The organism is Thermosynechococcus sp. NK55a, from assembly GCF_000505665.1.
Lineage (GTDB): Bacteria > Cyanobacteriota > Cyanobacteriia > Thermosynechococcales > Thermosynechococcaceae > Thermosynechococcus.
Genome location: NC_023033.1, coordinates 1,360,161 through 1,384,311, shown reverse-complemented (window position 1 = coordinate 1,384,311; position 24,151 = coordinate 1,360,161). Strand labels below are relative to the sequence as shown.

At 54.2% G+C, this 24,151-nt stretch carries 30 protein-coding genes; 10 read left to right on the top strand and 20 right to left on the bottom strand.

Annotation, left to right across the window (positions count from 1 at the left end; translation table 11 throughout):
• The first annotated feature begins 62 nt into the window (after window positions 1–62).
• From NK55_RS06655 to NK55_RS06645, 3 genes are read left to right on the top strand one after another with little or no spacing between them, the layout of a single operon-like run.
• Window positions 63–533 carry a CAAD domain-containing protein gene (locus NK55_RS06655; protein WP_024125004.1) on the top strand — a complete coding sequence of 157 codons (471 nt, stop codon included), beginning with the start codon at window positions 63–65 and terminating at the stop codon, window positions 531–533.
• An 8-nt stretch (window positions 534–541) separates the two neighbouring features.
• Window positions 542–1,234 carry a type 1 glutamine amidotransferase gene (locus NK55_RS06650; protein WP_024125003.1) on the top strand — a complete coding sequence of 231 codons (693 nt, stop codon included), beginning with the start codon at window positions 542–544 and terminating at the stop codon, window positions 1,232–1,234.
• Entirely contained in the window at window positions 1,234–2,010 is a 777-nt protein-coding gene (locus tag NK55_RS06645; protein WP_041429650.1) for an RNA methyltransferase, read from the top strand. Before NK55_RS06650 ends, NK55_RS06645 begins: the two co-directional genes overlap by 1 nt.
• Here NK55_RS06645 and psbZ read toward each other — a convergent pair.
• The 11 genes from psbZ to NK55_RS06590 form a co-directional block, all read right to left on the bottom strand.
• Window positions 2,007–2,195, bottom strand: coding sequence for a photosystem II reaction center protein PsbZ (gene psbZ / locus NK55_RS06640; protein WP_024125001.1), 189 nt, complete (start codon window positions 2,193–2,195; stop codon window positions 2,007–2,009). The two genes, NK55_RS06645 and psbZ, sit on opposite strands and share 4 nt — an antisense overlap.
• Before the next feature lie 116 nt (window positions 2,196–2,311).
• Complete coding sequence (locus NK55_RS06635) at window positions 2,312–3,166, bottom strand: M23 family metallopeptidase (protein WP_024125000.1); 855 nt, start codon at window positions 3,164–3,166, stop codon at window positions 2,312–2,314.
• Between the two features lie 131 nt (window positions 3,167–3,297).
• Window positions 3,298–4,053: a phycobilisome rod-core linker polypeptide gene (locus NK55_RS06630; RefSeq protein ID WP_024124999.1), complete on the bottom strand. Its 756-nt coding sequence runs from the start codon at window positions 4,051–4,053 to the stop codon at window positions 3,298–3,300.
• 33 nt (window positions 4,054–4,086) lie between these two features.
• Complete coding sequence (locus tag NK55_RS06625; protein WP_024124998.1) at window positions 4,087–4,827, bottom strand: phycobilisome rod-core linker polypeptide; 741 nt, start codon at window positions 4,825–4,827, stop codon at window positions 4,087–4,089.
• A gap of 3 nt (window positions 4,828–4,830) precedes the next feature.
• Window positions 4,831–5,664, bottom strand: coding sequence for a phycobilisome rod-core linker polypeptide (locus NK55_RS06620; RefSeq protein ID WP_024124997.1), 834 nt, complete (start codon window positions 5,662–5,664; stop codon window positions 4,831–4,833).
• A 15-nt stretch (window positions 5,665–5,679) separates the two neighbouring features.
• Entirely contained in the window at window positions 5,680–6,336 is a 657-nt protein-coding gene (locus tag NK55_RS06615; protein WP_024124996.1) for a HEAT repeat domain-containing protein, read from the bottom strand.
• Window positions 6,333–7,163 (bottom strand): HEAT repeat domain-containing protein, encoded by an 831-nt coding sequence (locus NK55_RS06610; protein WP_041429115.1) that lies wholly within the window; start codon window positions 7,161–7,163, stop codon window positions 6,333–6,335. The genes NK55_RS06615 and NK55_RS06610 overlap by 4 nt, the downstream gene beginning before the upstream one ends.
• 7 nt (window positions 7,164–7,170) lie before the next feature.
• On the bottom strand, window positions 7,171–7,407 hold the full coding sequence (locus tag NK55_RS06605; protein WP_024124994.1) for a phycobilisome linker polypeptide: 237 nt from the start codon (window positions 7,405–7,407) through the stop codon (window positions 7,171–7,173).
• 39 nt (window positions 7,408–7,446) lie between these two features.
• A complete protein-coding gene (locus tag NK55_RS06600) occupies window positions 7,447–8,310 on the bottom strand; it encodes a phycobilisome linker polypeptide (protein ID WP_024124993.1) in 864 nt (287 codons plus the stop codon).
• A gap of 113 nt (window positions 8,311–8,423) precedes the next feature.
• A complete protein-coding gene (gene cpcA / locus NK55_RS06595) occupies window positions 8,424–8,912 on the bottom strand; it encodes a phycocyanin subunit alpha (RefSeq protein WP_024124992.1) in 489 nt (162 codons plus the stop codon).
• Between the two features lie 72 nt (window positions 8,913–8,984).
• Window positions 8,985–9,503: a phycocyanin subunit beta gene (locus NK55_RS06590; protein ID WP_011057792.1), complete on the bottom strand. Its 519-nt coding sequence runs from the start codon at window positions 9,501–9,503 to the stop codon at window positions 8,985–8,987.
• 441 nt (window positions 9,504–9,944) lie between these two features.
• On the opposite strand from NK55_RS06590, the gene NK55_RS06585 reads away from it, so the two are divergent.
• Window positions 9,945–10,652 carry a uracil-DNA glycosylase family protein gene (locus tag NK55_RS06585; RefSeq protein WP_024124991.1) on the top strand — a complete coding sequence of 236 codons (708 nt, stop codon included), beginning with the start codon at window positions 9,945–9,947 and terminating at the stop codon, window positions 10,650–10,652.
• Here the strand turns inward: NK55_RS06585 and NK55_RS06580 are convergent.
• From NK55_RS06580 to NK55_RS06540, 9 genes are all read right to left on the bottom strand, one after another.
• A complete protein-coding gene (locus NK55_RS06580) occupies window positions 10,649–11,014 on the bottom strand; it encodes a PadR family transcriptional regulator (RefSeq protein WP_024124990.1) in 366 nt (121 codons plus the stop codon). The two genes, NK55_RS06585 and NK55_RS06580, sit on opposite strands and share 4 nt — an antisense overlap.
• A 395-nt stretch (window positions 11,015–11,409) precedes the next feature.
• Window positions 11,410–11,970, bottom strand: a complete 561-nt coding sequence (locus tag NK55_RS06575; protein WP_024124989.1) for a 2'-5' RNA ligase family protein — start codon at window positions 11,968–11,970, stop codon at window positions 11,410–11,412.
• Window positions 11,970–12,626 (bottom strand): class I SAM-dependent methyltransferase, encoded by a 657-nt coding sequence (locus NK55_RS06570; RefSeq protein ID WP_024124988.1) that lies wholly within the window; start codon window positions 12,624–12,626, stop codon window positions 11,970–11,972. The genes NK55_RS06575 and NK55_RS06570 overlap by 1 nt, the downstream gene beginning before the upstream one ends.
• A 2-nt stretch (window positions 12,627–12,628) precedes the next feature.
• Window positions 12,629–13,219, bottom strand: a complete 591-nt coding sequence (locus NK55_RS06565) for a DUF3177 family protein (RefSeq protein ID WP_024124987.1) — start codon at window positions 13,217–13,219, stop codon at window positions 12,629–12,631.
• Between the two features lie 63 nt (window positions 13,220–13,282).
• Complete coding sequence (yvcK, locus tag NK55_RS06560; RefSeq protein WP_024124986.1) at window positions 13,283–14,632, bottom strand: gluconeogenesis factor YvcK family protein; 1,350 nt, start codon at window positions 14,630–14,632, stop codon at window positions 13,283–13,285.
• Window positions 14,616–15,026, bottom strand: coding sequence for a Nif11-like leader peptide family natural product precursor (locus tag NK55_RS06555; protein WP_024124985.1), 411 nt, complete (start codon window positions 15,024–15,026; stop codon window positions 14,616–14,618). Before NK55_RS06555 ends, yvcK begins: the two co-directional genes overlap by 17 nt.
• A 73-nt stretch (window positions 15,027–15,099) precedes the next feature.
• Window positions 15,100–16,041 carry a folate-binding protein YgfZ gene (locus NK55_RS06550; RefSeq protein WP_024124984.1) on the bottom strand — a complete coding sequence of 314 codons (942 nt, stop codon included), beginning with the start codon at window positions 16,039–16,041 and terminating at the stop codon, window positions 15,100–15,102.
• Window positions 16,042–16,044: 3 nt separating this feature from the next.
• Complete coding sequence (locus NK55_RS06545) at window positions 16,045–17,229, bottom strand: bifunctional 2-polyprenyl-6-hydroxyphenol methylase/3-demethylubiquinol 3-O-methyltransferase UbiG (RefSeq protein ID WP_024124983.1); 1,185 nt, start codon at window positions 17,227–17,229, stop codon at window positions 16,045–16,047.
• Window positions 17,213–18,280, bottom strand: a complete 1,068-nt coding sequence (locus tag NK55_RS06540) for a thiamine phosphate synthase (protein WP_024124982.1) — start codon at window positions 18,278–18,280, stop codon at window positions 17,213–17,215. The genes NK55_RS06545 and NK55_RS06540 overlap by 17 nt, the downstream gene beginning before the upstream one ends.
• Before the next feature lie 87 nt (window positions 18,281–18,367).
• Between NK55_RS06540 and NK55_RS06535 the strand changes: the two genes are divergently transcribed.
• The 6 genes from NK55_RS06535 to arsJ all read left to right on the top strand — a co-directional run bounded on the left by NK55_RS06535 (window position 18,368) and on the right by arsJ (window position 24,125).
• A complete protein-coding gene (locus tag NK55_RS06535) occupies window positions 18,368–18,925 on the top strand; it encodes an SPOR domain-containing protein (RefSeq protein WP_024124981.1) in 558 nt (185 codons plus the stop codon).
• A gap of 153 nt (window positions 18,926–19,078) precedes the next feature.
• Window positions 19,079–20,428, top strand: coding sequence for a DNA methyltransferase (locus NK55_RS06530; RefSeq protein ID WP_024124980.1), 1,350 nt, complete (start codon window positions 19,079–19,081; stop codon window positions 20,426–20,428).
• Between the two features lie 44 nt (window positions 20,429–20,472).
• Window positions 20,473–21,165, top strand: coding sequence for a hypothetical protein (locus tag NK55_RS06525; RefSeq protein WP_024124979.1), 693 nt, complete (start codon window positions 20,473–20,475; stop codon window positions 21,163–21,165).
• Window positions 21,152–21,763, top strand: coding sequence for a DUF4033 domain-containing protein (locus NK55_RS06520; RefSeq protein WP_024124978.1), 612 nt, complete (start codon window positions 21,152–21,154; stop codon window positions 21,761–21,763). The genes NK55_RS06525 and NK55_RS06520 overlap by 14 nt, the downstream gene beginning before the upstream one ends.
• An 87-nt stretch (window positions 21,764–21,850) precedes the next feature.
• The gene (locus NK55_RS06515; RefSeq protein WP_024124977.1) at window positions 21,851–22,861 is read left to right on the top strand and encodes an ArsJ-associated glyceraldehyde-3-phosphate dehydrogenase; all 1,011 of its coding nucleotides are present in this window, start codon (window positions 21,851–21,853) and stop codon (window positions 22,859–22,861) included.
• Between the two features lie 10 nt (window positions 22,862–22,871).
• A complete protein-coding gene (arsJ, locus tag NK55_RS06510) occupies window positions 22,872–24,125 on the top strand; it encodes an organoarsenical effux MFS transporter ArsJ (protein WP_024124976.1) in 1,254 nt (417 codons plus the stop codon).
• Window positions 24,126–24,151 lie beyond the last annotated feature (26 nt).

The window sequence follows — 24,151 nt, the reverse complement described above, 5'->3', positions numbered from 1 at the left end:
TAGCCAACGCTGATCGGTGAACTTAGCCTAAACTTGCTGAGGTACTGAAGGAACTTAAGCCCATGAATGAATTTGAGATATCCCCAACCACAGAAACCACCCATACAGAAAAGCCCATTTTTGAACCAACACCGCCGGCAGCACCCTTAGCGGAAGTAGAGTCTCAGACAACGACGCCAAAGGTGGGTGGTCTCACGGATGAACAGTGGCAACAGGCTCGCGAAAAACTCTATTGGCTCCTCACAGTCTTTCCCGATCAGGTGAGTGAATTTCTGGGCGAATACCAGCAGTCCCTGCGTACTCTTCTCATTATTCTCGCCACTGTTCCTTTTGTGGCACTAGCGGTTGCCATTTTGGAAGTGGTGAATGCGATTCCCCTCCTAGGGCCAACCTGTGAACTCGTCGGCTTTGGCTACACCTGTTGGTTTCTCTATCGCTATGTCCTCTTTGAATCGGGTCGCCGGGAATTGGGTCAAAGGGTCAACGAGTATAAATCCCGTATCCTTGGCAATCAAGGCGGTAGTTCTTCTTAAGGGGATGCATGCGGCTGCACTACCTCCAGCATGTGCCCTTTGAGACCCCCGCCCATATTGCGCAGTGGGCAATCGCCCGTGGTTTTGATTGGCAAGGCAGTCATCTCTATGCGGGCGAGCCGCTACCCGCATTGACGGAGGTAGATGCCCTGATCGTCATGGGTGGCCCCATGGGGGTATACGATGAGGCGCTCTATCCCTGGTTGGGGGCTGAAAAAGCCTTTTTGCGGCAGGCGATCGCCAATGGCTTACCCATTTTAGGGATTTGTCTCGGTGCTCAACTGTTGGCACATGTCTTAGGGGCAACGGTCACCGCTGCACCTACGAAGGAAATCGGCTGGTTTCCCATTGAACTCACAGCAGCCGCCCAAGCCCATCCCTGGTTTCAGGATTGGCCACCCCAACTGACGGTGCTGCATTGGCATGGGGATATGTTTAGCCTACCCACGGGCGCGATTCTCCTCGCCAAAAGTGCCGCTTGTCCACAGCAGGGATTCCTGTGGGGCGATCGCGTTGTTGGTCTTCAGTTTCACCTAGAAGTGACCCCTGCAGGTCTGGGGGAGTTGATTCAGCACTGTCAGCACGAGCTGGTCCCCGATCGCTATGTTCAATCGGCAGCAGAAATTCAGGCCCAAGCGGCTCAAACAGCACTCTTGGCTCCCTATCTGGAACGTTTTCTTGAGCGCTGGATTCAGCAGTGATCATTACCAGTCGCCAGAATCAGCTGGTGCGCTCGATTCGTAAGCTGCACCACCGCAAATATCGCCAAGGGCACTTGCTTTTAGAGGGGACTCATTTGATCCAAGAGGCACTGGCAAGTGGCTATCACTTATCTGTGGTTTGCTATACCAGCGCTTGGCAAGCAAAACAATCTCCAACATTTTGGCAGCAGCTTCTCCACAGCAGCGATCGCGCCCTTGAAGTCAGTGAAGAAGTCCTTGCTGCCCTTTGTACAACAACCACCCCCGATGGCGTCGTCGCCGTTGCCGACTATACACCCCTGCCTGCATTGCCGCTCCAGTCTTTGGGCCTGTGTTTAGTGACCCTTCAAGATCCGGGCAATTTGGGAGCGATTATTCGCACCGCTGCCGCAGTGGGGGTTGAGGGTCTATTGCTGACTGCCGATTGCGTCGACATGACTCATCCGAAAGTGTTGCGCGCTAGTGCCGGTCAGTGGTTTCGCCTACCCATGCAAACTGTTACCGACGGTTTGGCAACCCTCAAGGCCTATCAAGCCCAAGGATGGCAAATTGTTGTCACATTACCGACTGCGCCCCTGATCTACTGGCAAGGGGATTTCCGTCAACCCACCTTGTTGGTCATGGGCAATGAAGGCCAAGGGTTACCCCCGGCCTACCAAGATCTCAGCTTTACTGCTCTGCGGATTCCTCAGGAGCCAACTGTCGAATCCCTGAATGTGGCGATCGCCACGGCAGTGCTCTTGTATGAAGTCTATCGCCAACGCTGGCGGGACTAAACCACAAAAAAGTTGAGAACGCCCACCACCAGCACTAGGGCAATCCATAGCCCGGAGCCAAGGAAAATTAACTGCTTTGAGCGATCCCAATCCTGGGGAGAGGCATAGGCCACGGGTACACCAATCAGCATCACAAAGGACAGGATGACGAGGGCAGCCAAGGCCAGTTGAAACAAAATGGTCATTGTTGCTAACTCCCAAATCTTATCAGCGGCAACGGTAGTAAGTGACTACCTCTGAAGTAGCATTATCCCCCATTTCTTGACCCTAAACTAGGCAGGGAGTGGAGTTCCTGTAACAACTACTGCCACCCCTGAGCTAGCCACGATCTCGGATCGACGCACTCGCCATTGACGTAGAGTCCCCAGTGGAGATGGGGGCCTGTGGCGGCACCCGTATTGCCAACGGTGCCAATGACTTCCCCTGCCTCAACCAGTTGTCCCTCTTGAACGCGGATTTGATCAAGGTGCAGGTAAATCGTCAGCACCCCCTGTCCATGATCAATACCGACCGTGTTGCCATGGATCAGAAACCCTTGAGACTCTCGTCCCACGAGAGCAACCCGTCCCCGCTGAGCTGCCACTACCGGTGATCCCTTGGGGCCTGCATAGTCCAAACCGCGATGGAAATAGTCCTTGGCAAAAACGCCGTTGTAATATCGCTGCACACCGTAAGGGGTGGTTACAGGACCACTGTTGGGGCGGCGAAAGGCACCTTGCCAGAGTCGTTGGGGGGTGACCAGTGCCTTAAAGGCATCCACGCGATCAAATTCAAAATCTGTTCCTGAGGCGTCCTTGCCCGGTGGTAGCCAAATGCGTTGCACAGGAAAGGCGCGATCGCCCACCCAAAGCAGCAGGTTGCGGGTTTGATTTCCTGCCCGAACCACTAAGGAACGGCGGCCGGGGGTCTGGAGCGGTGTTGTTGCCACAAAAGCACGCCATTGCTGTGGGCCAATGGAGAACACCGGCAGTGCTTTGCCCGCCACTTCGGCGGTAGGCTCTTCGGAAGTGTTGATCACAATAGCCAGCGTATCTCCTAAAACAGGGCGATCGGGACTGACGCTGACTGTAAATGGAATCGTAACTTGACTACTGGCCGGTACAACGGTGGCAGTGATAAGGGCGCTGACCAGCCAGGGGAGAAGGTGATTGCCCATAGTTCAAGAAAGAACCAACCTCCATGCGAGATGCTCATAGATTGGGTTTCAAAAGAACCACCATGGAAAAAAGCCGCCAGTAGTATGACCGACGGCTCAACCACTAGAGGACATTTAATGATCAGTGCGCTTTAACGCCGGCGGGGCACTTTGGCAAGGTAGTCAACATCAGCGGCCCGCAACTGTTGAGCATAGCGAGTTTTGGGTGCGATCGCTGCTGCCAAATCGCGGTATTTGCGGGGATCGCCCTCCGGTAGCCGCCGCTCCTGGAACTTGCGATCGTAGAATTTCTCCAGCGTAAACCGCCAATCTGTCTTGGTGGTGCCCACTTTGTCGCGATATTCAAAACCATAGCGCGGTGTCACAAGGTTAAAGGGACGTCCCTCCATCCGCTTGCGCTGGTAGGGCACCGTAAAGTCACCAAAGGCATTGGTGTATTCCTCACTGTCGAGTAGGGCATCGACAAAGCCATAGAAGCCAAGGGTGCCAATTTTAATTGACCAAGCAATTTTTTCCTCTTCATTGTAGGCACTGCGCCCCAAAAACCGCCGTAGGCAAACATCCACTAAACGGTAGTTGTCGTTTACGACCACCACTGTATTGTAGAAGCGCTCTGATTTGGCCAAACCGCGAATAAAGTCCCGCACCGTAATCACTCGGTTCACTAATTGCGATTCCAAAGTGATTTGACGGTTAAAAGCCAAGGTGGCATGCTCACTAAACACCTGCCGATAGCAGGCCCAGATTACCTCCCGGATTTCCGAGTAGGAGGCCGCATCCTCAAGACGATAGATATAGGGGGTATCTTCGTTTTGATCGGCAATGCCAAAGCTAGCGACGCGGTGGTTTTGAGTCGTGGGCTTGTAGGCAATTAGAGGTAAGTCCATGGATCTCTCCCAAGTCAAAGAGTGAAACAATAGCTAGCGCAGCGGAAAGCTCGCCGTCGGGTTGATCGAGGCCGGGACAGTCGGGCGATCGCGCCGCGTGGTATCAGGGATTTGCACATTGGCCGTGGAGACCGGCTTGAATTGCACGGGCGTCACCTTGACCGATCGTGCCATCTCTAGGAAGTTGCGGATGTCACCCCACTTGTAGCGACTGCTTTCTAACTTATCGCGCCAGTAGTCACTATAGCGAGGGGTAACCAAATTAAACGGGCGATCTTTGTAGCGACGACGCTGATAGGGCACGGTGTTATCGCCAAAGTTTTGCGTATATTCGTCGCTGTCCACAAGGGTATCCACAAATTTCTGCCAACCATCGGTGGCAATGCGAATGGACCACGCCAGTTCTTCATCTTTGTTGTAGGGAGCACGCCCAAGCAGCCGCTTCAGGGCAATTTCCACCAAGCGATAGTTGGAGTTCGTCTCCACCACTAGGCGGCGGAATGTCTCTGATTTGGCCAAGCCGCGAATAAAATCCCGTACCGAAATGGCACGATTGGCCAGTTGTGATTCCAAATGGGGCTGGCGGGTACTCTTGAGGACCACGTGTTCACTAAATACCTGGCGATAGGCTGCCCAAATCAGTTCATCAATATCCGACTGATCCACTGCATCCTCAAGGGAATAGCGCCAGGGGGTTTCTTCATTGGGTACTTCGTAGCCCGGTACCCGCTGATTTTGAGAACTGGGGGCATAGCTCAGCAAGGGAATCGTCATGGCTTACACCTTTGGTTGAGAGGGCAAATAACGGTAGGGCAACGCAACAGGCACTGGTTTGACGGGGGTGGGCGGCAAATCCCGTTCTTGGGCAGTGCTGGGAACCTTCACCAAACTTGAGGTGGCCCGTGCCACATGGCGTTGCGTATCGAGGGTGGGCACCACGATTGAACGCGCCATAGAAAGGAAGTTGGCTGGAATTGCGCCTCGGACAATTTGCTTGTCGAGTGGCCCTGAACCGTAGTAGCGCGCTTGATAGTAAGAACGGCCACCCAGGGAGATTTCCTTGTTGCGCCAGTAGTCGCTGTAGCGGGGATTAACGAGGTTAAAAGGACGGGCCATGCGCCGCCGCCGTTGGTAGGGGACAATATCGGCACCAAAGTTTTGCTGGTACTCGTCACTGTCCACGAGGGCATCAATAAACCCTTCTAGACCACGGGTTGCAAGGATAATCGACCAGGCAATTTGCTCCTGCTGGCCATAGGTGGGGCGGCCAAGGAATCGCTTGAAGGAAATATCCACAAGGCGGTAATTGGAGTTGACGGCTGCCACCTGCTCGCGATAGACCTCCGACTTACCCAAGCCACGGATAAAATCCCGTACGGAAATGGCACGATTGCGGAGTTGAGATTCTAGGAAGGGCTGACGGTAGGAGGCCAAAATCAAGTGCTCGCTGAAAATCTGGCGATAGGCTGCCCAAATCAGGGCATCCACGTCTGCGGCATCGGTGGCATCGGTGAGGCGGTAGATGACGGGATCATCCTCGGCGGGGACTTCATAACTGACCACCCGCTGGTCAAGGGTTCTGGGCTTCACAGCCAGCAAGGGTAACGACATAACTTTTCAATCCTTTTAGGTGTGCATGGATGAGGTGTGCATGGATAGAGAGTCCCTCTGGAGGGCAAGTTGACAACGGGAACGCACAACAATATCGGGGTCGCGATCGCTCAAATGATTCAGGAGTGAACGCACAGCTTCCCGAATCGCGCGGGCCGCTGCCTGCTGATACAGATGATCAAGGGCAACCCCCACGGCATAGCGAACTGCCCAATCCGCTGCTCCACTGTTGCGCTGCAGAACCGCCAGTGCTTCCTTTAACTGGGCCTCTTTTGCCGCCTCCTCAGGGATTAACTGCCAGCGGAGCGTTCCCAAGGCCTTTGTGGCGGCGCGGCGAACACTGGGGGCAAAATCCGACTGCGCAGCAGCCAATAGGACCTGCAGGGCGGCCGGATGACCAATACTCCCCAAGACACGCACCCCATAGGCACGGGCACCGTAGTTATACCCATCCAACTCTGCCAACAGGGGCTCTACTACAGCATCCCCAAGGGCAATGAGACCTTCTACAGCAGCTTGGGCAGCAGCGGGGTTGTTGTACCCCAAAACGGCAATCAGCGTTGGAATGGCAGCGGTGTTTTTTTGCTGGGCAAGCTGAACCACCGCCTCCCGCAACGCCGGCGCAGAGCTGGCGGTCTCAACGGCATGGATATAGGCGTGGAGATCACTCACAGCAGTTGATCCAATCCTTGAAAGAGGGAGAGGGTCTGTTCGGCTGGGGCAGCCTGCTGCAATTGCTGTGCTAGGATGCCGTGGAGGGCAATGAGCTTGAAGCTGGCCTCAACACCCGCCTGCAAAATAGCCTCCGCTGCTGGCAGATACCCCATCGCTCCCAAATCCAGAAGAGCTGTCCGCCGCAGTTGCACATCTTCACTGGTGAGAGCGGCTAGGAGGCGATCGCCATACACCGCGTCCCCCGTCAGCTGAAAGAGTGCCCGCGCAGCGGCAAATTGCACTTGCGGCATTTCATGGGTCAAGAAGGGCTCAATGAGGGCAATGGCTTCGGTGGCGCCAAGGTGACCCAGGCTTTCAATCACGGCTGCCACTGGCTGCACCAGATGCGGGCGACCGGGGACCAGCCGCGCCATTGCCACACCGCCTTCTAGGAGCGATTGTAGGGGAGCGATCGCCCGCGGATCTCCCAATTGACCGAGGGCAATGGCTGCTGCCTCCCGGACATAAAAATCCTCACAGCGCAGGCACTCAATTAACGCCGGCACGGCCTGGCGATCGCCGAGCTTACCCAATGCCCGGGCGGCATTTCGCCGTAGGGGGTAGCCCCCCAATTCTGTGCGATCGGCTTCATCGGCCAAAGCCGCAATCAAAGCGCTGACAATAGCCTGCCGCTCCGCTGCCGTTGCTGTTTCTAGGCCAAACTTCCCCAGCCACCACGCCGCATAGTAGCGAAGACTGGTATCCGCCCCCTGAAGCTGCGCCAGCATTTGGGAAACCGTAAGCTGTACCGGTTCAGAGACCGCCGTCATTCCCTCTCCTGACATCAGCTACCTAGGAGGCAACCACTGGGGTAATAGAAACGATTTTGCCCCCCATGCGGGTAATGCGCTGCATCTCTTCATTCATGCGGCTGTAGGGCACCGTAATAAAGGTGCTGCCGCTGCGCCGAATTGGAAACCCCATTTTGTCGGTTTCTTCGTTTTGACGTAGACCCACAACCTCGTAGCGGAAAACCCGCGCGCCGGAGGGGCTAAGGGCAGCACTTCCAGACGCAGTTTGACCAAACATGACACCTGACTCCCAATCTCAAAAGGACGCTAAATATTCCTAAGCAGGATTGACACTGACAATGCGAGCACCCGTCCGCTGAAGCTGCTGCATTTTTGCTGACAGTTGCTCATAGGGCACCAAGAAGGCGGTACTACTGCGGCGCACCCCTGGATAGCCCGGCTGGCGAATCCCCGCCACTTCAATGCGATAGACGCGGCCACTTTCACCAAAGGAACCGCCTAAGCAAGCCCGTGGGGGGACATCGGCACTGGGGGTGTAGTAGGCAAAGGCCGTATCACTATTGGAAGGTGGCACCACCGTATTGGCACGGTTGGTGGCCAAATCCCGTGCTAAACGGGACATGCTGCCTTCCGCTTGGGCGCGATCGCTATTGGCATAGCCGCGATAGAGACGAAACATGCGGTTAAAGCCGACGGTTTTCTGACCTGGCTGGGTATTAAACCCGCGATAGTAGGGCACCACCCAATCCCCAAAGCTATTGGTGTATTCAGGGGAATCAATGTAGGAGTCAATGTCGGCATCAAAGCCTTCATTTTCGTAGAGATCCAAGTGGAAGATCACTTCTGACTCGTCGTAGGGTGCCCGCCCCAACAAATGTTTATAGTTCAGTTCAATGACACGGGTTTGAAAATTGCCGTAGAGAAACTTCTCTTTGTATAGTTCCGACTTAGCCACTGCGCGCACAAACTCCCGCACGGTAATTTTGCCATTGCGCAACAGTGACTCCGCACTCACCAAACGCTCCGATGCCATGACATAGTCATTGCCCAAGACCTGGCGGTAAACGGCACGGATAACAGTCTCCAAATCTTCCTCGCTCCAGTTGGCACGCAGCTCCACCCGCGGAGCATCACTGAAGGCGGAGGTACCCAAGCGCGAAGCAGCAGCAGTAATAGCCACGGTACAAACTCCTAAATATCGAGGGTACAAACAAGCCCGGTGTTGTAAACAAAGGGTCAGCCCAACGCCGACAACATCTGCTTACCTCACCGGGCAACAAAGGGAAACGCCTATTAGCTGAGGGCGTTAATGGCGTAGTCGATGTAGGCGTTGGCTTCCACCGCAGCTTGGCCGGTCAAGCCATGGTTGGCTTTGATGTATTTCAGAGCTTCGATATACCAGCTTGGCGACAGATCAAAGGTGCTGTTGATTTCAGACAAGCCGGCAATCAGGTACTCGTCCATCGGACCGGTGCCACCCGCTACGAGGCAGTAGGTGATCATCCGCAGATAGTAGCCGATGTCACGGGCGCACTTGGCTTTGCCCTCGGGGGTCGAGGCATACTGAGAGCCTTGCATGGTGGTGGTGTAGGGGAATTTTTGATACACCGCTTGGGCTGCGCCGTCAATCAGGCTCTGGGCATTGTTGGTCAGAGCGCGAGCCGCTTCCATGCTGGCCACAGCGCGCTTGAAGCGACCATCCACCGCTTGCAGTTCGGTGTTGCTGAGGAAACGACCTTGGGTATCGGCGGCGGCAATAGCTTCAGTAATCGGCGTTTTCATGGATAAAATATCTCCCTAAAAAATGTGCGTGTTCAGAACGGTCAAAGTTAGAGAACGTCGAAGGTGCCTTACTTAGGCAACAGCGGCAGCGGCCCGATCAAAGTAGCCAGCGATTTCAGACATCAGGGCGCTGCAATCGCCAGGGGTGATGCCATTGGGATCATTGGCGATCGCGATCGCGGCATCTTTCATTTTCTGAATGGCCACAGCCACAGAGGAACCGGGCGTCCCCAGGGCTTGGTAGGTTTCCCGCAGACCGTTCAAGCAGCGATCATCCAGCACGCTGGAGTCACCGGCCAAAATGGCGTAGGTCACATAGCGCAAGATGATTTCCATGTCGCGCAGGCAAGCAGCCATACGACGGTTGGTGTAGGCATTCCCACCGGGTTGGATCAGTTGGGGTTGCTCTGCAAAGAGGGCACGAGCTGCGTTAGCAACGATCGTGGAGGCATTGCTGGTGATGCGGTTGACAGCATCCAGACGCTTGTTGCCTTCTTTCACCAAGTTGGACAGGGCATCGAACTGGGCGTTGGTGAGGAATTCACCCCGGGCATCGGCCTGAGCGACAACTTTGGCAAATGCATCTAGCATGGATCAATTCTCCTTAAAGGTTATTAAAGAAGTGAGACCTTCTTGACATTCCTGCCCACAGAGAAAAGGCAGGATTTTTAGGGGGTTGATCAGCAACTCCCTAAGGGCTGTGTCAAGCAACCCGAGAGCGACCAAGCTGATCCTTGGTGTGTTTTTTAAAAAACGTGCAACGCTCTTGGCGTGACGGAAAGGTCTAACGATCACTGATGGGTTGTTCCGCAAAGGGGCCTGGGAAACAACGGCCGTGTTGTTAAACCCTTCAGGTATTTTTTATACAATGCAGTGGGAAACCTGTTTCGTCGTAGTTATTAATTTGTAAAATACTTTTGTGAGATAAATTAAGGTTCTGGCGATCGCCATAAAATTGGTGTGACTTGTCCTAAGTTTTTCCTAAGTTTCGTGAAGTTTCTTTAACATTATTCTCAGGAATTTACGATCTGCATGAGTGAGCCGTTGCAATTTAGCTTATTTGACAGCCCCACAGAAGCTGAACCTGCACCAGCGACGCCCCTGGATGCTGCCACCTATGATCAAATTCCCCTACGGGCTGAGGTGCCCATCCCCGCTGGCACCTACCGCAACTTGCAGGCCCTTGCGGCACATTGTCAGCAGTGTCAACGCTGTGATTTAGCAGCCAGCCGTACCCATGTGGTGGTCAGCCGGGGTAATCCTGCTGCCAAGTTGATGATTATTGGGGAAGGACCAGGTCAAGCAGAGGATGAAAGTGGCCGCCCCTTTGTTGGTAAGGCGGGGCAACTCCTCGATAAAATCCTTGCTTCGGTCAATCTCGACAGTGAGCGGGACGCCTATATCTGCAACATTGTTAAATGCCGTCCTCCTGGCAACCGTGTCCCAACACCCATTGAAGCAGCGGCCTGTATACCCTACTTATTAGAGCAGATTCGCTTGGTCAACCCCCGCATTATTCTGCTGGCGGGGGCAACGGCTGTGTCTGGATTGCTGAAAGATAATCGCGGGATTACAAAAATTCGTGGCCAGTGGATTGAATGGCAGGGGCGCTGGTGTATGCCCATCTTTCATCCAGCCTATCTATTGCGCAATAACTCGCGGGAGCCGGGCAGCCCCAAATGGTTGACGTGGCAGGATATCCAAGCCGTGCGCGATCGCCTGCGCCAGCTCGACTCCTAAGATGATTCCTGACGGTGGGGATGTTCCTGCAAATAGCGCAGCCAAAGCTCCGAAAGTTCTCGCGCCTGTTGCTCCTTTTCGCCGACAATGTGGTACATCCGCCGAGGCCGACCGCGACCTTCGACCTTTTTCCAATAGCCATCAATAATCCCCTCATCTTCTAGGAATTTGAGGGCACTGTAGAGAACAGTATCGGATAGGCGGTAGAGGGGATATTCATTTTCAATGGCTTGAATCAGTGCCGTGCCATAGGAATCCCCTTTTTCCACAAGGGTATAAAGCACATAGCACACTGCAACTTCCTTACTCAGGTAAACGGGCGGTGGTTGGCGGAAAAAGGTGTAGATATCTTCCAGTTTCATAACCTTGTCCTCAGCAATGGGCTACTGCTGATACATTGACTCCCTAAAATTCCTCAGATCATGGAAGGGGCTGAATTCAACTCTGTTGTTCCAAAGGACAGAAAACACAACTATCCCCCTCATATCAGCACTTTCCTCAGGTCCCATAGCATGAAAGTAACTAAGTATTTATCGCTACCAAGGTTTTAATATTCTCTTACAACCCTTTATCTAAAATATCTAAAATATTAGGAAAGACAATTCTCTCCCCCCGGGGCTTTCACAGTTTTGAGCGTGTGCCATCCTTGGGCAAAGGGCTCTACTTCTGATTTTAGGAAGTCTGAGAGAAAAGTGTTCCTTGCATCATAATTCCGCGGTTGGCAAAAATCAAGTCATTGACTTGTTGCCAATTGATTTCAAGGGGCAGCAGGGGCAAAATTTCTTAACAAAAATTCACGATAGATCTGCCAGCGTCGGCCATTGTGCACCAGCAGTGTGAGGTGGGATACCCAACAGCGGGCAGTAAAGGGTTTCTCCTGAAATTCGGCCCAGGCGTGGCGAAAGTTCTCCTTGGTTAAATCGCGAAAGGCAATCGTCATGTGGGGGGTAAAGGGATGGCGTTGCGTCGGGGGAAGGTTCAGGGGCTTCACTACTGCTTTGACGAGCTGTGCTTGGAGGTCTTTTAGGGCTGGGGTGGGTGCCACGTGAATATAAATGACTCGCGGCGCAAAGGCAGCAAAGCCATCGAAGATTAATTCCACGGGAGCGGCTTGGTAGGAAAAGGTTTCTAGGGCCTGCTCCAGAGCTGCTACTGCCGCATCCGGCCACCAAAAGGGGGGATAGAGGGTGACATGGGGAGGAGAGCGCAGGGCCGCTTGGCTTTGGTAGCGATCGCAACAATACTGCTTGAGGCAGGTCACTTCAGCCTGAATTTTGGCATTGGGCAACAAAGCCATAAAGTATTGCCGTCGGTTCATTAGCGCTGTGCCACGACGGTCCAATGGCGATCAGAGGTGAGGGTGGCTTGCCACTGCTGCGGCGGCTGCGGCAATGTTCTCAAGAGATCACTCATTTCCCTTAGGGTCAGTGCCGCATGGAGGGAGTCAGCAAAAAGTTGCTGCTGTTCAGGTGTGTCTTGGCCAGCATATTGCTCAACCAAGGCTTGCAGTTCTGCCAGCGTTTGCGGACGACAGAGATCGCGAATAAATAGGGTACCCTGGGGACGGAGCACCCGCAGCATTTCCCCTAGGGCGGGCTGAGGGTCGGCTAGGTGGTGGACAAGGCTATTGCTGATGACCACATCAAAGCGGGCTGCGGCAAAGGGCAAAGTTTTGGCGTCCCCTTCAATAAAGGTTAATTGTGGACTGTGGTGGCGAGCGATCGCCAACATGGCTGGACTGAGGTCAATCCCTGTCAGTTGCCAATGGGGGTACCGTTGATGCAGCATTTGCAGAATTCGCCCGTTCCCTGTACCCACATCCAAAACCCTTAGAGGTTGCTCCACAGTGGGCAAGACCGCGGCTAAATCTTCACAGAAGGCAGTGTTAACAGCAGTAAAATCCATTGCGTCATAGGCAGCAGCGGTTTCTGGTGTCTCCATGACCTCGGGTTCAAGAATGCGTGGCAGCGGCATGGCTATAGCCCCGTGGCCGATCGCCCCTGCTTGGGTAAGCGCACAAAAACAAAGTAGCTGAGATAGAGCATATACATGACAAGGGCAACTGCCGCAAAGAAGCCAAGGGTGCCAGCGCGAGCTTGGGCATGGAAAATCCCTTTGAACATCAGGGGTGGCTCGAGCCAGACTTGGCAGCTGGGGGTCTGAACCGCGCCAGCAACAAACCCACAGCGCAGATAGAAGGCCTGACCAATGGCGGCAAGAACGCAGTAGAGCGTTACCCCCCAGCGCCAGCTACTAAAGACCTGACCAATCAAATCTTGGCGATCGCTAATTTCTTCATTGAGATCGACCCAAAACCAGAGGCTAATGGGAATCAACACCAAGGCCATAAATCCTGTGACGTAGGCCACTGGCCACTGTGGCATCATCAGATACACGGTAATTGCCAACAGACTAGAGACTCGCCAGTAGATAATCAGGAGTTGGGTAATCGCTGGTACGTTTTTAATCGTTGACCACAGCAGCAGGATCAAGGGAATAACCACGGTAAAGAGGACCGCAAGGCGGTAGTCCATCCACACCAGCGATCGCAGAAGTTCCAAGGACATGGCAGGCCACACACCCAAGGGCAACGGTTCTATTATTAAGGATCACCTTCCCAGGGCACAAGGCTAGAGCGATCGCACCCGCTGATACCAGCGCATCAGAATCGCCGCTAACTTTTGCGAATGATGGCGCACGGTGGGCGTGGATTCATCCATGACATCCGCAAGGATCAGCCGGCAGTTTTGGCGAGCGAGTTCTTCCCGATCAATGGCCACAACGGTACTGCCCTGCTGCGCATAGCGTTCACGGTGAGCGGCACTGGGGGGATATTTTTGCACCAGCACGGCATCGAACAGGCGATCGCCCGTAACGGTATCGAGAGCACGCACATGGTCACCAACGGTATAGCCATCGGTTTCCCCCGGCTGCGTCATAATGTTGCAGACATACACACAGGGGCACTGGCGTTCTGCTAGGGCTTGGGCAATCTCAGGCACCAAGAGATTGGGAATGATACTGGTATAGAGACTGCCGGGGCCAAGAATAATGTAGTCGGCGTCACGGAGGGCTTGAATAGCGCGGGGCAGAGCTTTGGGGGCTGGGGGCGAGCAGCCAATTTCGACAATTTTGCCCCGGGCGGCGGTAATGTTCGACTCTCCATGGATAAGGCGACCATCGGCAAGACGGGCCCAAAGGGTCATATCTGTTAGGGTGGCTGGCAACACTTGACCGCGAATGGCTAAGACTGCTGAGCTGGTGGCGATCGCCCGCTCCAGATCCCCGGTGATATTTGTCATCGCCGTCAGAAACAAATTGCCAAAACTATGTCCCGCCAAGCCATCCCCCGCCTCAAAGCGATACTGAAACAGTTCAGTAACAATTTTTTCCTCATCCGCCAAAGCCGCCAAGCAGTTGCGAATATCCCCCGGTGGCAGCACCCCGATTTCCCGCCGCAGTCGCCCGGATGAGCCACCATCATCGGCCATCGTCACAATGGCGGTGATATTGGAACTATAAAGCTTTAGTCCCCGCAGGAGCGTTGACAGCCCCGTCCCACCCCCAATGGCAACAATTTTCGGTCCTCGCCCCAGGCGCCGATAGGTGAGGAGTCGCTCCACCAGGGCTTGATCATCTTCTGGCAACAGCACTTCGGTAATGGAACCCAGGGTACGCGCATAACCCCAAGCAATCAGTGCCAACCCCCCAAGGAGCAGTAAAGGGCCACTGATGTAACTGGGCACAAAACGCGCCACACTCTGGAGGAACTGCTCCAGAAATTGCAAGAAGTAAAAAATAGGGGTGAGATTGATGCTAATGGCAAAGCCCAGACTAGCAAGCAAAACCCCAACGGCACTAATGAGGAGCCATCGCTTCACCAGTAGCCCAGGCAGAAGCCATTGGGACCACAAGCGGATTTTACGACGTGCCGGACGCAGTCTCACTGAGAGTTGTTGAGCCTTATTCGCTCTCCTCATCCGCACCTATACCCAAATAGGTTTTACTAAGGTAGCGGGCGAGGCGCTGAAGCGGATTGGTCACTTTAGTTTTGTGTTCAGCGTGATCCCTGTTCACCGGAACCCCTAAAATCCCTGAAAATTCCTCATCGCTCATTTCCCCTGCTTGGTGCTGGGCAAAGGAATCAACCACCTGAATTAGCTCATCGGTGGAAAATTCAAACCCATGCTGACTGGCAAAATCCACTACTTTCGGCGCCATTTCTCCCCGCAGCGCCGCCAGCTCCTCGGCATCTAGTTCGGCAGCCCCACTAATGTTGCCATCTCCGACCCCCAGCAGTTTTTCCAATTCATCCCGCAGTTGGGCATCCTCAGCGGTCTTTTGCATGAACGCTAGTACCTGTGCCGTGGCCATAGGCTTCCTTCCTTCGCTCAGTAAATGTCTGCACGAGCCGATTGGATTATAACATTCTCTAATGAGAGTATTTTTAGACAACAGTTCTTAAGAAGGGTACCTCAACTACCTGGGCCATGACGCCCTCTGGGGTGTGCAACGTTAGGCCAGCCCCACCAACTTTTGTGCGCACATACCCAAGGCCAAAGGCACCCCTCCCTAGGGGAGTGCAACTGGTAACAAGACCCACTTTTTCACCCTCTAGGATTAAGGGTGTAGGTGGTGTCACTGCCGCGGTGAATTCCAGTCCCCAGAGGTGTTGTTTGACTCCTTGGTAGGTGTTCAGACGAGCGATTGTCTCTTGGCCGATATAGCAGCCCTTATTAAAAGAAATGGTATGCCCTAACCGTCCTTCCAGGGGGTTGTACGCTTCGGTGAGTTCGGCATCGGCAGCGGGTCGACCTTGGCGGATGCGCAGGTGCTCCCAGTCGGTATCACTGAGTTGGGGATAGGGGCTCAGGAGATCCCTGAGGGGGCGATCGCTCCAAAGGGTTAAACCGGGAATGGCTAAGCCACTGGTGGCAGCAAGGGTTAAGGGGGCATCTTCATGGGTGATGGTGACATGATCGTAGGGATTGGCCAATGGTCCTAGGCCAAACTGGGCAGTCATCTTTTCAGCAACGCTCCCAAAAACTCGATAGCAATAGCTCTCAGGGGTGCGATCGCTGAGTTGGACATCATCGCCAAAGAAAATGTACTTATCAAGCCACTTTAGGAGAAACTCGCGGCGCTGCGGTGATACCAGTAGATCCACCCACTCCTGATGGACCAGGAGAGTGACAAGATCAAGGGTGCGGGCGGTTGAGGTCAAGAAAACGGTGTCAGCCCCTTGACCGGGTTGCAGGGCAAGGCAGTGATTTGAGCTTTGATTGTGCAAAAACTTCAGGCGATCGCCCCCCGTGAGGCGCAGCCGCCCCCAATGACTGCAATCATAGACCGCACCACTTGTAGAGACTGTTTCCAGTAGATCCGTCATGCTTTAGACTCCCAAGAGAAGTAAGTGCCGCTCAAGGAGCGATCGCACCCCCGCTAGGTCAAAGTCTGGCTGTTGTGCCAATAACTCAGCCACAGTTGCCTTACCGCTGGCAGCGTTCAAGAACTGTTGTTCGGCCTGGTTGAGGTGGATCACCTCGTAGTGGCAGTTAAAGACACAGGCCCCTGGCCAACTGTCAATGCAGGGGTGGCGCCAGGGAATCGCTGCCAAGAGGTCCCGATCTGCTGCCCAATCGTGACGCGGCAGTGGCGGCTTAGCCAAAAAGAACTCAAAGTGGGTCATGGCCTCAGGGTCAAGGCACTCAATGAGTTGATATTGCTGGATGGGGTCGAGTTGCTGTGCCCGTTGCAACAGTTCCGGCTGGCTGCCCAATAGCCGCTCTAGCTGCCAAACTTGAGGGTTGGAAAAGCCGATAAATTCTAAGCCTGAAGCACGAATGAGCTCAAATAGGCCGGCGATCGTATAGTCAATTTCCTGGGGATGCACATACATATCGGCAAAGCATTCATCCCGCTGATTCTCAAGACTCCAGCGCTCCTGCTCCCGCTTTTTCAGGCGATTGTTCTCCGGCAATGCCGCAAAGAGTTGTCGTCCAATAGCCACTCCCTCGCGATAGTTGTGGCGATCGCTCCCCTGAAGAAGGGCAATGGCCTGCTGCATCAGCTTAATTTCCCAGCGACCGTATTCACCATAGACAAAGATATGAAAAATGCCGCCGGGGGCAAGGACATCGGCAAGGGCTTGAATCCCCCGCTGCGGCTCCGGCAGGTGGTGCAGCACCCCGACACAGTTAATCATCTGGAAGGTTTGCCCCAGTTGCGCCACGTCCTCTAGGCTAAGGTGGTGAAATTGGACATTGGTGGCGCCCGATCGCCGGCAGCGTTCGCGGGCAATTTCCAAAGCACCCTCACTGAGATCCAAAGCAGTAATCTTTGCCTGCGGATTCAAATGGGCTAGATATTCCGTCCCCACACCCGTGCCACAGCCGGCATCGAGAATGGCAACATCTAATTGGGAAGGATAACGCCCTGTGCAAAAGCTATAGGCTGCTGGCCAAGACCAGCGCCAGTTATACCCCGGCGGTGGCCCAGCAAGGAGCGGTTCCGGGGGAAAAGGATAGGTATTATACAGTTGCCGCACAGCAGCAGTAATCTCAGCCGCCGAAGTCATGGTTCCTCCCTTGGGATAGGCGTCGCAATAGCTCCCGCGTTGTCGCTTCCGGATCCGTCGCCTCCATAATGGCGCGAACAACAGCCACTTGGGTGGCTCCTGCCTTGATGACCTCCTCAATGTTGCTCAGATCAATCCCGCCAATGGCAAACTGGGGCATCGGGGCGTGTTTGCGGGCGTATTGCAGATAGTCAAAACCAACAGCTGCTTTACCAGGTTTGGTGGGGGTAGCAAAAATCGGTCCAACACCGACATAATCGGCACCTTCGGCAATGGCCCGCTCCAGTTCTTGCGCATTGGTGGTAGAACGTCCTACCAGGCGATCGCGCCCTAGGATTTGTCGCGCCAATTCCATGGGAATATCCGTCTGTCCAAGGTGCACGCCATCGGCGTTGGCGCCAAGGGCAATATCCACGCGATCGTTGACCAAGAACAGGGCGCCGTAGCGTTGGCAGAGTGCTTGCAAGTGGCGAGCCGTTGTCAGGCGGGTATGATCATCGCTGGTTTTATCGCGATATTGCACCAGGGGCAATCCTCCCTTTAATGCAGCTTCAACAATTTCCAGTAGGCGATCGCTGGGGGCGGTCACCAGATAAAGCTTTGCCCCTTGCAGTTGCCGCAGTCGAGCTTGAAGCGGGTTGAGGCTCAGGGCCTGCTCCAGAATGTAAACGCGATAGCGTAGAGCTTTAGCGGTTTCACTCAGCTCGGTATCCGTTAATTTCCCATACTCCTCAATCACCCGTAGGGCTTCTTGAACACGGGCAAAGTTGGCGGTGAGCACCGCGCTAAGGGTCCGGCGATCGCGCTCCTGGGGATGACTTAAGGCAGTCCCCGGATCCTGATCCGTCTGCCGTGCTGCCCGCAACTCCTCAGTATGGTAGCGACCTAGGGTTTGGCGCAAATCTTTGCATTCTGCACTGAGGTTAGCATCTTCGCGGCCAAAGCGGCACCATTCCTCAATCACCCGCAAACCTTCGCGGGCACGGTCAAGGTTGGCATCAAGAATCCGCCGGATGCGTTGCCCCTCAGATTCGGGAGCTAAATTTTGCATAGCACGTCCGATCCCCACAGAAAAGAATCAACACAGTTCTGTTCACCGTTCATCGGCGTTGTTGATAGAGCGATGATGAAGTCTTTGATGAGCCGTTTCAGCATTCACTCCCAGCCGTGGTTGAGTCACCTATGTTTGATCCTAATGGGTTGGGGGACGCCCGTATTCGCGGCAGAACCGATTCCCATCCCCGTGCCACCGCCAGAGGTGAATACCGTCATCCCCATTCCCGTCCCTGCCCCAGAGGTGAGTACCGCTCCAATTCCCACCCTAGCGCCGCCGCAGCTGGACAGCTCCCGCGAACGATTACCGGTGCCCAGTGACCCGATTCCGATGGGATTTGTGGGGAGCGATCGCGCGATGAATCAATTGCCCCCCCCACCAGAGATTTCTAACGCCGACTCAGCAATACTAGCTCCTGTAGCTCCCAAAACGTGGTTTCGGGTGATTGTTTTGGATTTACGGGAGGAGGATGTGGCCAATCAAGAACGCCTGCGATCGTTGGTTCCCGAAGTTGTCCCCATTACCCTTGGCCAGCGCCGCGCCCTACAGGTGGGAAGTTTCCGAAACGAGGCCAATGCCACCCAGATGCGTGCCTTTATGGAGGTCAATGGCTTTCGCGCTGAGATTCAACGTCTCCCCTAAACGACCTCAATCGGATCGGAAATGCCGCGAAGCGGTCTAGGTATTGTAGGCTTTTTGGCGCAGGGAAATAGCCCCCTGCCCAAGCAGTCAATTTTTCATACACTTAGAGAAATACACTTAGAGAATTAGTAGCAAATTGCCACAGGAGTTGAGTTGCCTCAAAATTCTAAGGATACCAAAATCTCCAGGGACAACAGCAATATCAACAAGATAAATGAGCAAGACCGCCCCTTCCATGACTGGTATCGGTTTGTGTTGTCCTATCCACCCCACCTTGTGAGGGGCTACATAGAAGACTTTGGCCTAAATGAAGGGAGTGTCATCCTAGACCCCTTTTGTGGCACAGGGACAACGCTTGTTGAGTCGAAGCGCCAAGGCATTCCATCGTTGGGTATGGAAGCCAATCCCTTCGCCCATTTTGCGACATCGGTAAAGACCGATTGGAGGGTTGATCCTGATTTACTGTCCAGTCACTCCTGGGAGGTGGCAGAACTTGCCCTTAATATCCTGCGGCAGCAAGGGATAGAGGACTCAGTGCCTTTTGCGGCGGATGTTGCTGGCCTACCGCTACGCCAACTCTCTCCAGAGCAACATCAACTCATCCTTGCGGGGTCGATCAGCCCAATTCCCTTACACAAGGTATTGGTACTTCTTGACTGCTTAGAGAAATACAGAATGGAAAAGGTCTATCGGCATCAATTGCTGGCGATCGCCCACACCCTCGTTTTTGCCGTCAGTAATTTGCGCTTTGGTCCTGAAGTGGGTGTTGCTAAAGCCAAGGTTGATGTGCCAGTAATTCGTGCTTGGCTTGCCAAGATTGGTGAAATGGTGGAGGATTTGCGGCGGGTACAGGATCAGGAGGATACCCCTGCCCACGTCTATCTGGCCGATGCAAGAGGTCCTGACAGGGTCTTGCCCCCGCAGTCGATTGATGCGGTGATCACCTCACCCCCTTACCCCAACGAAAAGGACTACACCAGAACAACCCGCCTCGAGTCGGTGATCTTAGGCTTCATTAAAACCAAGGCTGATTTACAAACCCTTAAGAAGGGTCTCATCCGTTCTAACACTCGCAATGTGTATAAAGCCGATGATGACGATCGCTGGATTCAAGATCACCCTAAAATTCAGGCGATTGCAGATGCCATTGAACGCCGCAGAATTCAACTGGGTAAGACCTCCGGCTTTGAGAAACTCTACGGCAGAGTCACCAAACTCTATTTTGGTGGCATGGCCCGTCACTTGGCTGCCCTGCGATCGCTGCTGCGCCCCAATGCTCAACTCGCCTATGTAGTTGGTGACCAAGCCTCATACTTGCGGGTGATGATTCCCACAGGTCAGTTATTGGCTGAGATTGCTCAGGCGCTGGGCTATGAGGTTGTGCGCACGGATCTTTTCCGAACACGGTTTGCCAGTGCCACTCAGGAACAACTGCGAGAAGAAGTCGTGATCCTACGCTGGAAAGGCTCATGCAGCCAATTCAGATCAGCTGAGGGGCAGTAGAATTACGGTAGAATAAGGCATCAAATTGGCAGTACACCCACCCTATGGTTACCTCTTGGGCGAAATGGTCATTGCCGCGACCTCACGGGCGCTCAGCTCCGCTGCGCCAAAGGCGATCGCAACGGCTACGCTGGAAATCTTTTGTTTTTAATCTACTGTCTGAGCGTCTTTTGCGGGTCATTGGTGCACTGGGGGCAGGCCTGCTCCTGTGGCAAACGGATGCCCCCCTGATGGCAGCAACCCTGAGTGGTGTGGGTACGATTTTTCTCCTCAGTCGCTGGCAACGCCGACTTTTGACGCTATGGCAAAACCTTTGCCAACGGATGCACCAATGGTTACATCATCCCTTTGCGTTTACGGTGGTGGGGGGGCTGCTAGCCTCTTTGGGTACCTATACCCTCTTGCATATCGGTCAACAGACAGCAGATCCCTGGTTGGTGGTCGCTCTTGTCATCCTTGGCATCCTCCTGGTGGGCATCATCGTCCTTCTCGGCACAATCATTGGTCAACTGCAACAGCAGCATCAGACCCAGCAGGTGTCCCAGTGGTTGACTGATCTGACCCATCCGCAGCCTTTGCACCGGCTAGTGGCCATTCGCCAATTGGCTCGCGTTTCTGAGGGGGCAGAGCGTCGCCAGGTGCAGGAGGCGCTATATCTGCTACTGGCCCAGGAAAGGGATGCGGTCGTTCGCCGGGCTGCCCTTGAGGTGCTCGATCACCTTGATGATGCCGCCTGAGTCCCTGAACTGGCTAGAGCGGTGGTGCTTGGCTCGGCTGATCCGAGCGATCGCCAGTGCCATTGGGGTTGAGCCACAGCGATGGGACTATGTTGGCTTTGTTGAGATCACCCGACAGCTGAAACGGGGGCGATCGCCCGCGCAGCAACAGGCCATTGTGGCCACGGTCTTTGATCGCCTTATCCCACCAATGATGAGTACATTGATACGCACACTCTTTCGACCAAGCCGCTGGATCTGTGAGTGGAATGCCTGGTTTGCTACCCGCCTCACGGGCTGGTTAGTGGGGGCCAGCGATCGCTACTGGGTCGAGGTCATGCCCCCCGATCAACTCCCCCAATGGCAATACAGTGGCGTGCGCATCCAAAAATGCCGCTACTTGGCTGAATCCCAATGTATGGCGTTGTGTATGAACCTGTGCAAAAAACCCACCGAGCAATTTTTTCGGCAGCGACTGGGCATTCCTTTGACAATGACGCCGAACTTTAGGGACTACAGTTGCGAAATGGTCTTTGGTACCCCCGCCCAGCCAATTCCTCAGCCGCCACTGCTCCCCTGTTGGCAGGATCCGAGTCAAACCCCCTGCCCTTACGTTTAAGCCCATGCTTTTGGGGAAGCATTTTTGCCGATTGACAATTCAAGATTATTTGAAATAGTTTAGGGATGTCCCACTGGAGTAGAAACCATGGGCGTTGGCATTGGCATTAATGGCTTTGGCCGCATTGGTCGCTTGGTTTTGCGTGCCGCATGGGGTTGGCCCGAACTGGATTTTCGTCACATCAACGAGATTAAGGGAGGCACAGCCGCTGCTGCCCATTTGCTGGAGTTTGATTCGGTTCATGGCCGTTGGCGCCAGACCATCCAAGCCAAGGAGGGGGCGATCGCCATCAACGATCAGATCATTAGCTTTTCGGAAGCGAAAACTCCGGCGGAGGTACCTTGGCAAGAACGGGGAGTCGAGATTGTTCTGGAATGCTCGGGTCAATTCCGTACCGCTGAGCAACTGGCGGCCTACTTTGCAGTTGGGGTGAAAAAAGTGATTGTTGCTGCCCCTGTCAAGGAACAGGCTCTCAACATTGTCCTGGGTGTCAATGATCACCTCTACAATCCCCACGCCCACCACTTACTCACCGCCGCCTCCTGTACGACAAACTGCCTTGCCCCCGTCGTCAAAGTTATTCACGAAACCTTTGGCATTCGCCACGGCTTGATTACCACAATCCACAATGTCACGAATACCCAGACGCTGGTGGATGCCCCCCACAAGGATTTGCGCCGGGCCCGCTCTAGTCTCATGTCCCTTGTACCGACCACGACTGGTTCAGCCACCGCTATTGGTCTCATTTATCCAGAACTCCAAGGCAAACTCAATGGTCTAGCTGTACGGGTGCCCCTGTTGAATGCGTCGCTCACCGACTGCGTTTTTGAAGTGAGCCGCCCCACCAGTGTGGCCGCAGTGAATGCAGCCCTCAAGGCCGCGGCAGCCGGCGAACTCAAGGGAATCCTCGGTTATGAGGAACGCCCCCTTGTTTCCATTGACTACTGCAACGATCCCCGTTCCAGCATTGTCGATGCCCTCTCCACCATGGTTGTGGATGAAACGCAGGTGAAAATTCTGGCCTGGTATGACAACGAATGGGGTTACAGCAATCGTATGGCTGAATTAGCTCGTCGTGTTGCCACTACTTTGCCCTAGGGAGTCTGCTATGGCTGTGTCCACCAGTGTCCGCAACTATATGATTGTTACCCTCGCCTATTGGGGGTTCACGATTACCGATGGCGCACTGCGGATGCTAGTGCTACTCTACTTTAACCAGATTGGCTACACACCGCTGCAAATTGCCTTCCTATTTCTCTTTTATGAAGTTTTTGGCATTGTCACCAACTTTCTCGGTGGCTGGATGGGTTCCCGGTGGGGACTGAATGTCACCCTCTACGCGGGCATTGGCTTGCAGGTGATCTCGCTGATCATGCTCACACCCCTAACCCAACAATGGCCACTGTGGTTTGCGGTGCCCTATGTGATGGCAGCACAGGCAATGTCGGGGGTGGCCAAAGATCTGACAAAGATGAGTTCTAAGAGTGCCATTCGCTTAGTGGTGCCCCAAGAGGCAGAGTCGCGGCTTTTTAAGTGGGTGGCAATTCTTACAGGTTCTAAAAATGCCCTCAAGGGGGTGGGCTTCTTTGTTGGCAGTTTGTTGTTAACATTGGTGGGCTTTACAGCGTCTCTGTGGATCATGGCGATCGCCCTCCTGCTCATCCTATTCACTGCGGGGTTATTACCGCGGGGGATGGGGCAGATCAAAAAGACAATTAAATTTCGGCAACTGTTTTCCAAGAGTAAGGAGATCAACATTCTCTCAGCCGCCCGCTTTTTCCTCTTTGGGGCACGGGATGTCTGGTTTGTGGTAGGTCTGCCGGTCTATTTGCAAAGCGTCCTCAACTGGTCATTTTATGAAGTGGGGGGCTTTCTTGCCCTGTGGGTCATTGGCTATGGCGGTGTCCAGTCCTCAGCACCCGTTCTGTTCAAATACCTCAATCGCGGTCGCCCTCCCCAAGCCGCTACTATTCAGTTTTGGACGTTTACGCTGACAGTTGTGCCAGCAGTGATTGCTTTCGGCTTGATGAGCAACTGGAACCCCAATGCCGTGATTATTGGTGGGTTGTTTCTCTTTGGCTTGATTTTTGCCATGAATTCGGCAGTCCACTCCTACTTGGTGCTGGCCTATACCGACGATGAAAAAGTGGCCTTGAATGTTGGCTTCTACTACATGGCCAACTCTGGGGGGCGACTGGCGGGAACTGTCCTCTCTGGCCTTATTTATCAAATTGGGGGCATTGTCGGCTGTCTGTGGGTTTCAATGGTCTTTGTCCTCTGTGCCGGAGTCATTTCCTTAAAGCTCGAGGATCCAAAACGGCCGCAGCCTTACCTCTCCTTGACGGTGGGCGATGCTGAATAAGTGCAACATTTCCCCAGATTGGCTAC

Bases quoted from the DNA above. Each gene is read 5' to 3' on its own strand.
- NK55_RS06655 (WP_024125004.1), top strand. From the start codon at position 63: ATGAATGAATTTGAGATATCCCCAACCACAGAAACCACCCATACAGAA.
- NK55_RS06650 (WP_024125003.1), top strand. From the start codon at position 542: ATGCGGCTGCACTACCTCCAGCATGTGCCCTTTGAGACCCCCGCCCAT.
- psbZ (WP_024125001.1), bottom strand. From the start codon at position 2,195: ATGACCATTTTGTTTCAACTGGCCTTGGCTGCCCTCGTCATCCTGTCC.
- NK55_RS06635 (WP_024125000.1), bottom strand. From the start codon at position 3,166: ATGGGCAATCACCTTCTCCCCTGGCTGGTCAGCGCCCTTATCACTGCC.
- NK55_RS06630 (WP_024124999.1), bottom strand. From the start codon at position 4,053: ATGGACTTACCTCTAATTGCCTACAAGCCCACGACTCAAAACCACCGC.
- NK55_RS06625 (WP_024124998.1), bottom strand. From the start codon at position 4,827: ATGACGATTCCCTTGCTGAGCTATGCCCCCAGTTCTCAAAATCAGCGG.
- NK55_RS06620 (WP_024124997.1), bottom strand. From the start codon at position 5,664: ATGTCGTTACCCTTGCTGGCTGTGAAGCCCAGAACCCTTGACCAGCGG.
- NK55_RS06610 (WP_041429115.1), bottom strand. From the start codon at position 7,163: ATGTCAGGAGAGGGAATGACGGCGGTCTCTGAACCGGTACAGCTTACG.
- NK55_RS06605 (WP_024124994.1), bottom strand. From the start codon at position 7,407: ATGTTTGGTCAAACTGCGTCTGGAAGTGCTGCCCTTAGCCCCTCCGGC.
- cpcA (WP_024124992.1), bottom strand. From the start codon at position 8,912: ATGAAAACGCCGATTACTGAAGCTATTGCCGCCGCCGATACCCAAGGT.
- NK55_RS06590 (WP_011057792.1), bottom strand. From the start codon at position 9,503: ATGCTAGATGCATTTGCCAAAGTTGTCGCTCAGGCCGATGCCCGGGGT.
- NK55_RS06585 (WP_024124991.1), top strand. From the start codon at position 9,945: ATGAGTGAGCCGTTGCAATTTAGCTTATTTGACAGCCCCACAGAAGCT.
- NK55_RS06580 (WP_024124990.1), bottom strand. From the start codon at position 11,014: ATGAAACTGGAAGATATCTACACCTTTTTCCGCCAACCACCGCCCGTT.
- NK55_RS06575 (WP_024124989.1), bottom strand. From the start codon at position 11,970: ATGAACCGACGGCAATACTTTATGGCTTTGTTGCCCAATGCCAAAATT.
- NK55_RS06570 (WP_024124988.1), bottom strand. From the start codon at position 12,626: ATGCCGCTGCCACGCATTCTTGAACCCGAGGTCATGGAGACACCAGAA.
- NK55_RS06565 (WP_024124987.1), bottom strand. From the start codon at position 13,219: ATGTCCTTGGAACTTCTGCGATCGCTGGTGTGGATGGACTACCGCCTT.
- yvcK (WP_024124986.1), bottom strand. From the start codon at position 14,632: ATGAGGAGAGCGAATAAGGCTCAACAACTCTCAGTGAGACTGCGTCCG.
- NK55_RS06555 (WP_024124985.1), bottom strand. From the start codon at position 15,026: ATGGCCACGGCACAGGTACTAGCGTTCATGCAAAAGACCGCTGAGGAT.
- NK55_RS06550 (WP_024124984.1), bottom strand. From the start codon at position 16,041: ATGACGGATCTACTGGAAACAGTCTCTACAAGTGGTGCGGTCTATGAT.
- NK55_RS06545 (WP_024124983.1), bottom strand. From the start codon at position 17,229: ATGACTTCGGCGGCTGAGATTACTGCTGCTGTGCGGCAACTGTATAAT.
- NK55_RS06540 (WP_024124982.1), bottom strand. From the start codon at position 18,280: ATGCAAAATTTAGCTCCCGAATCTGAGGGGCAACGCATCCGGCGGATT.
- NK55_RS06535 (WP_024124981.1), top strand. From the start codon at position 18,368: ATGAGCCGTTTCAGCATTCACTCCCAGCCGTGGTTGAGTCACCTATGT.
- NK55_RS06525 (WP_024124979.1), top strand. From the start codon at position 20,473: ATGGTTACCTCTTGGGCGAAATGGTCATTGCCGCGACCTCACGGGCGC.
- NK55_RS06520 (WP_024124978.1), top strand. From the start codon at position 21,152: ATGATGCCGCCTGAGTCCCTGAACTGGCTAGAGCGGTGGTGCTTGGCT.
- NK55_RS06515 (WP_024124977.1), top strand. From the start codon at position 21,851: ATGGGCGTTGGCATTGGCATTAATGGCTTTGGCCGCATTGGTCGCTTG.
- arsJ (WP_024124976.1), top strand. From the start codon at position 22,872: ATGGCTGTGTCCACCAGTGTCCGCAACTATATGATTGTTACCCTCGCC.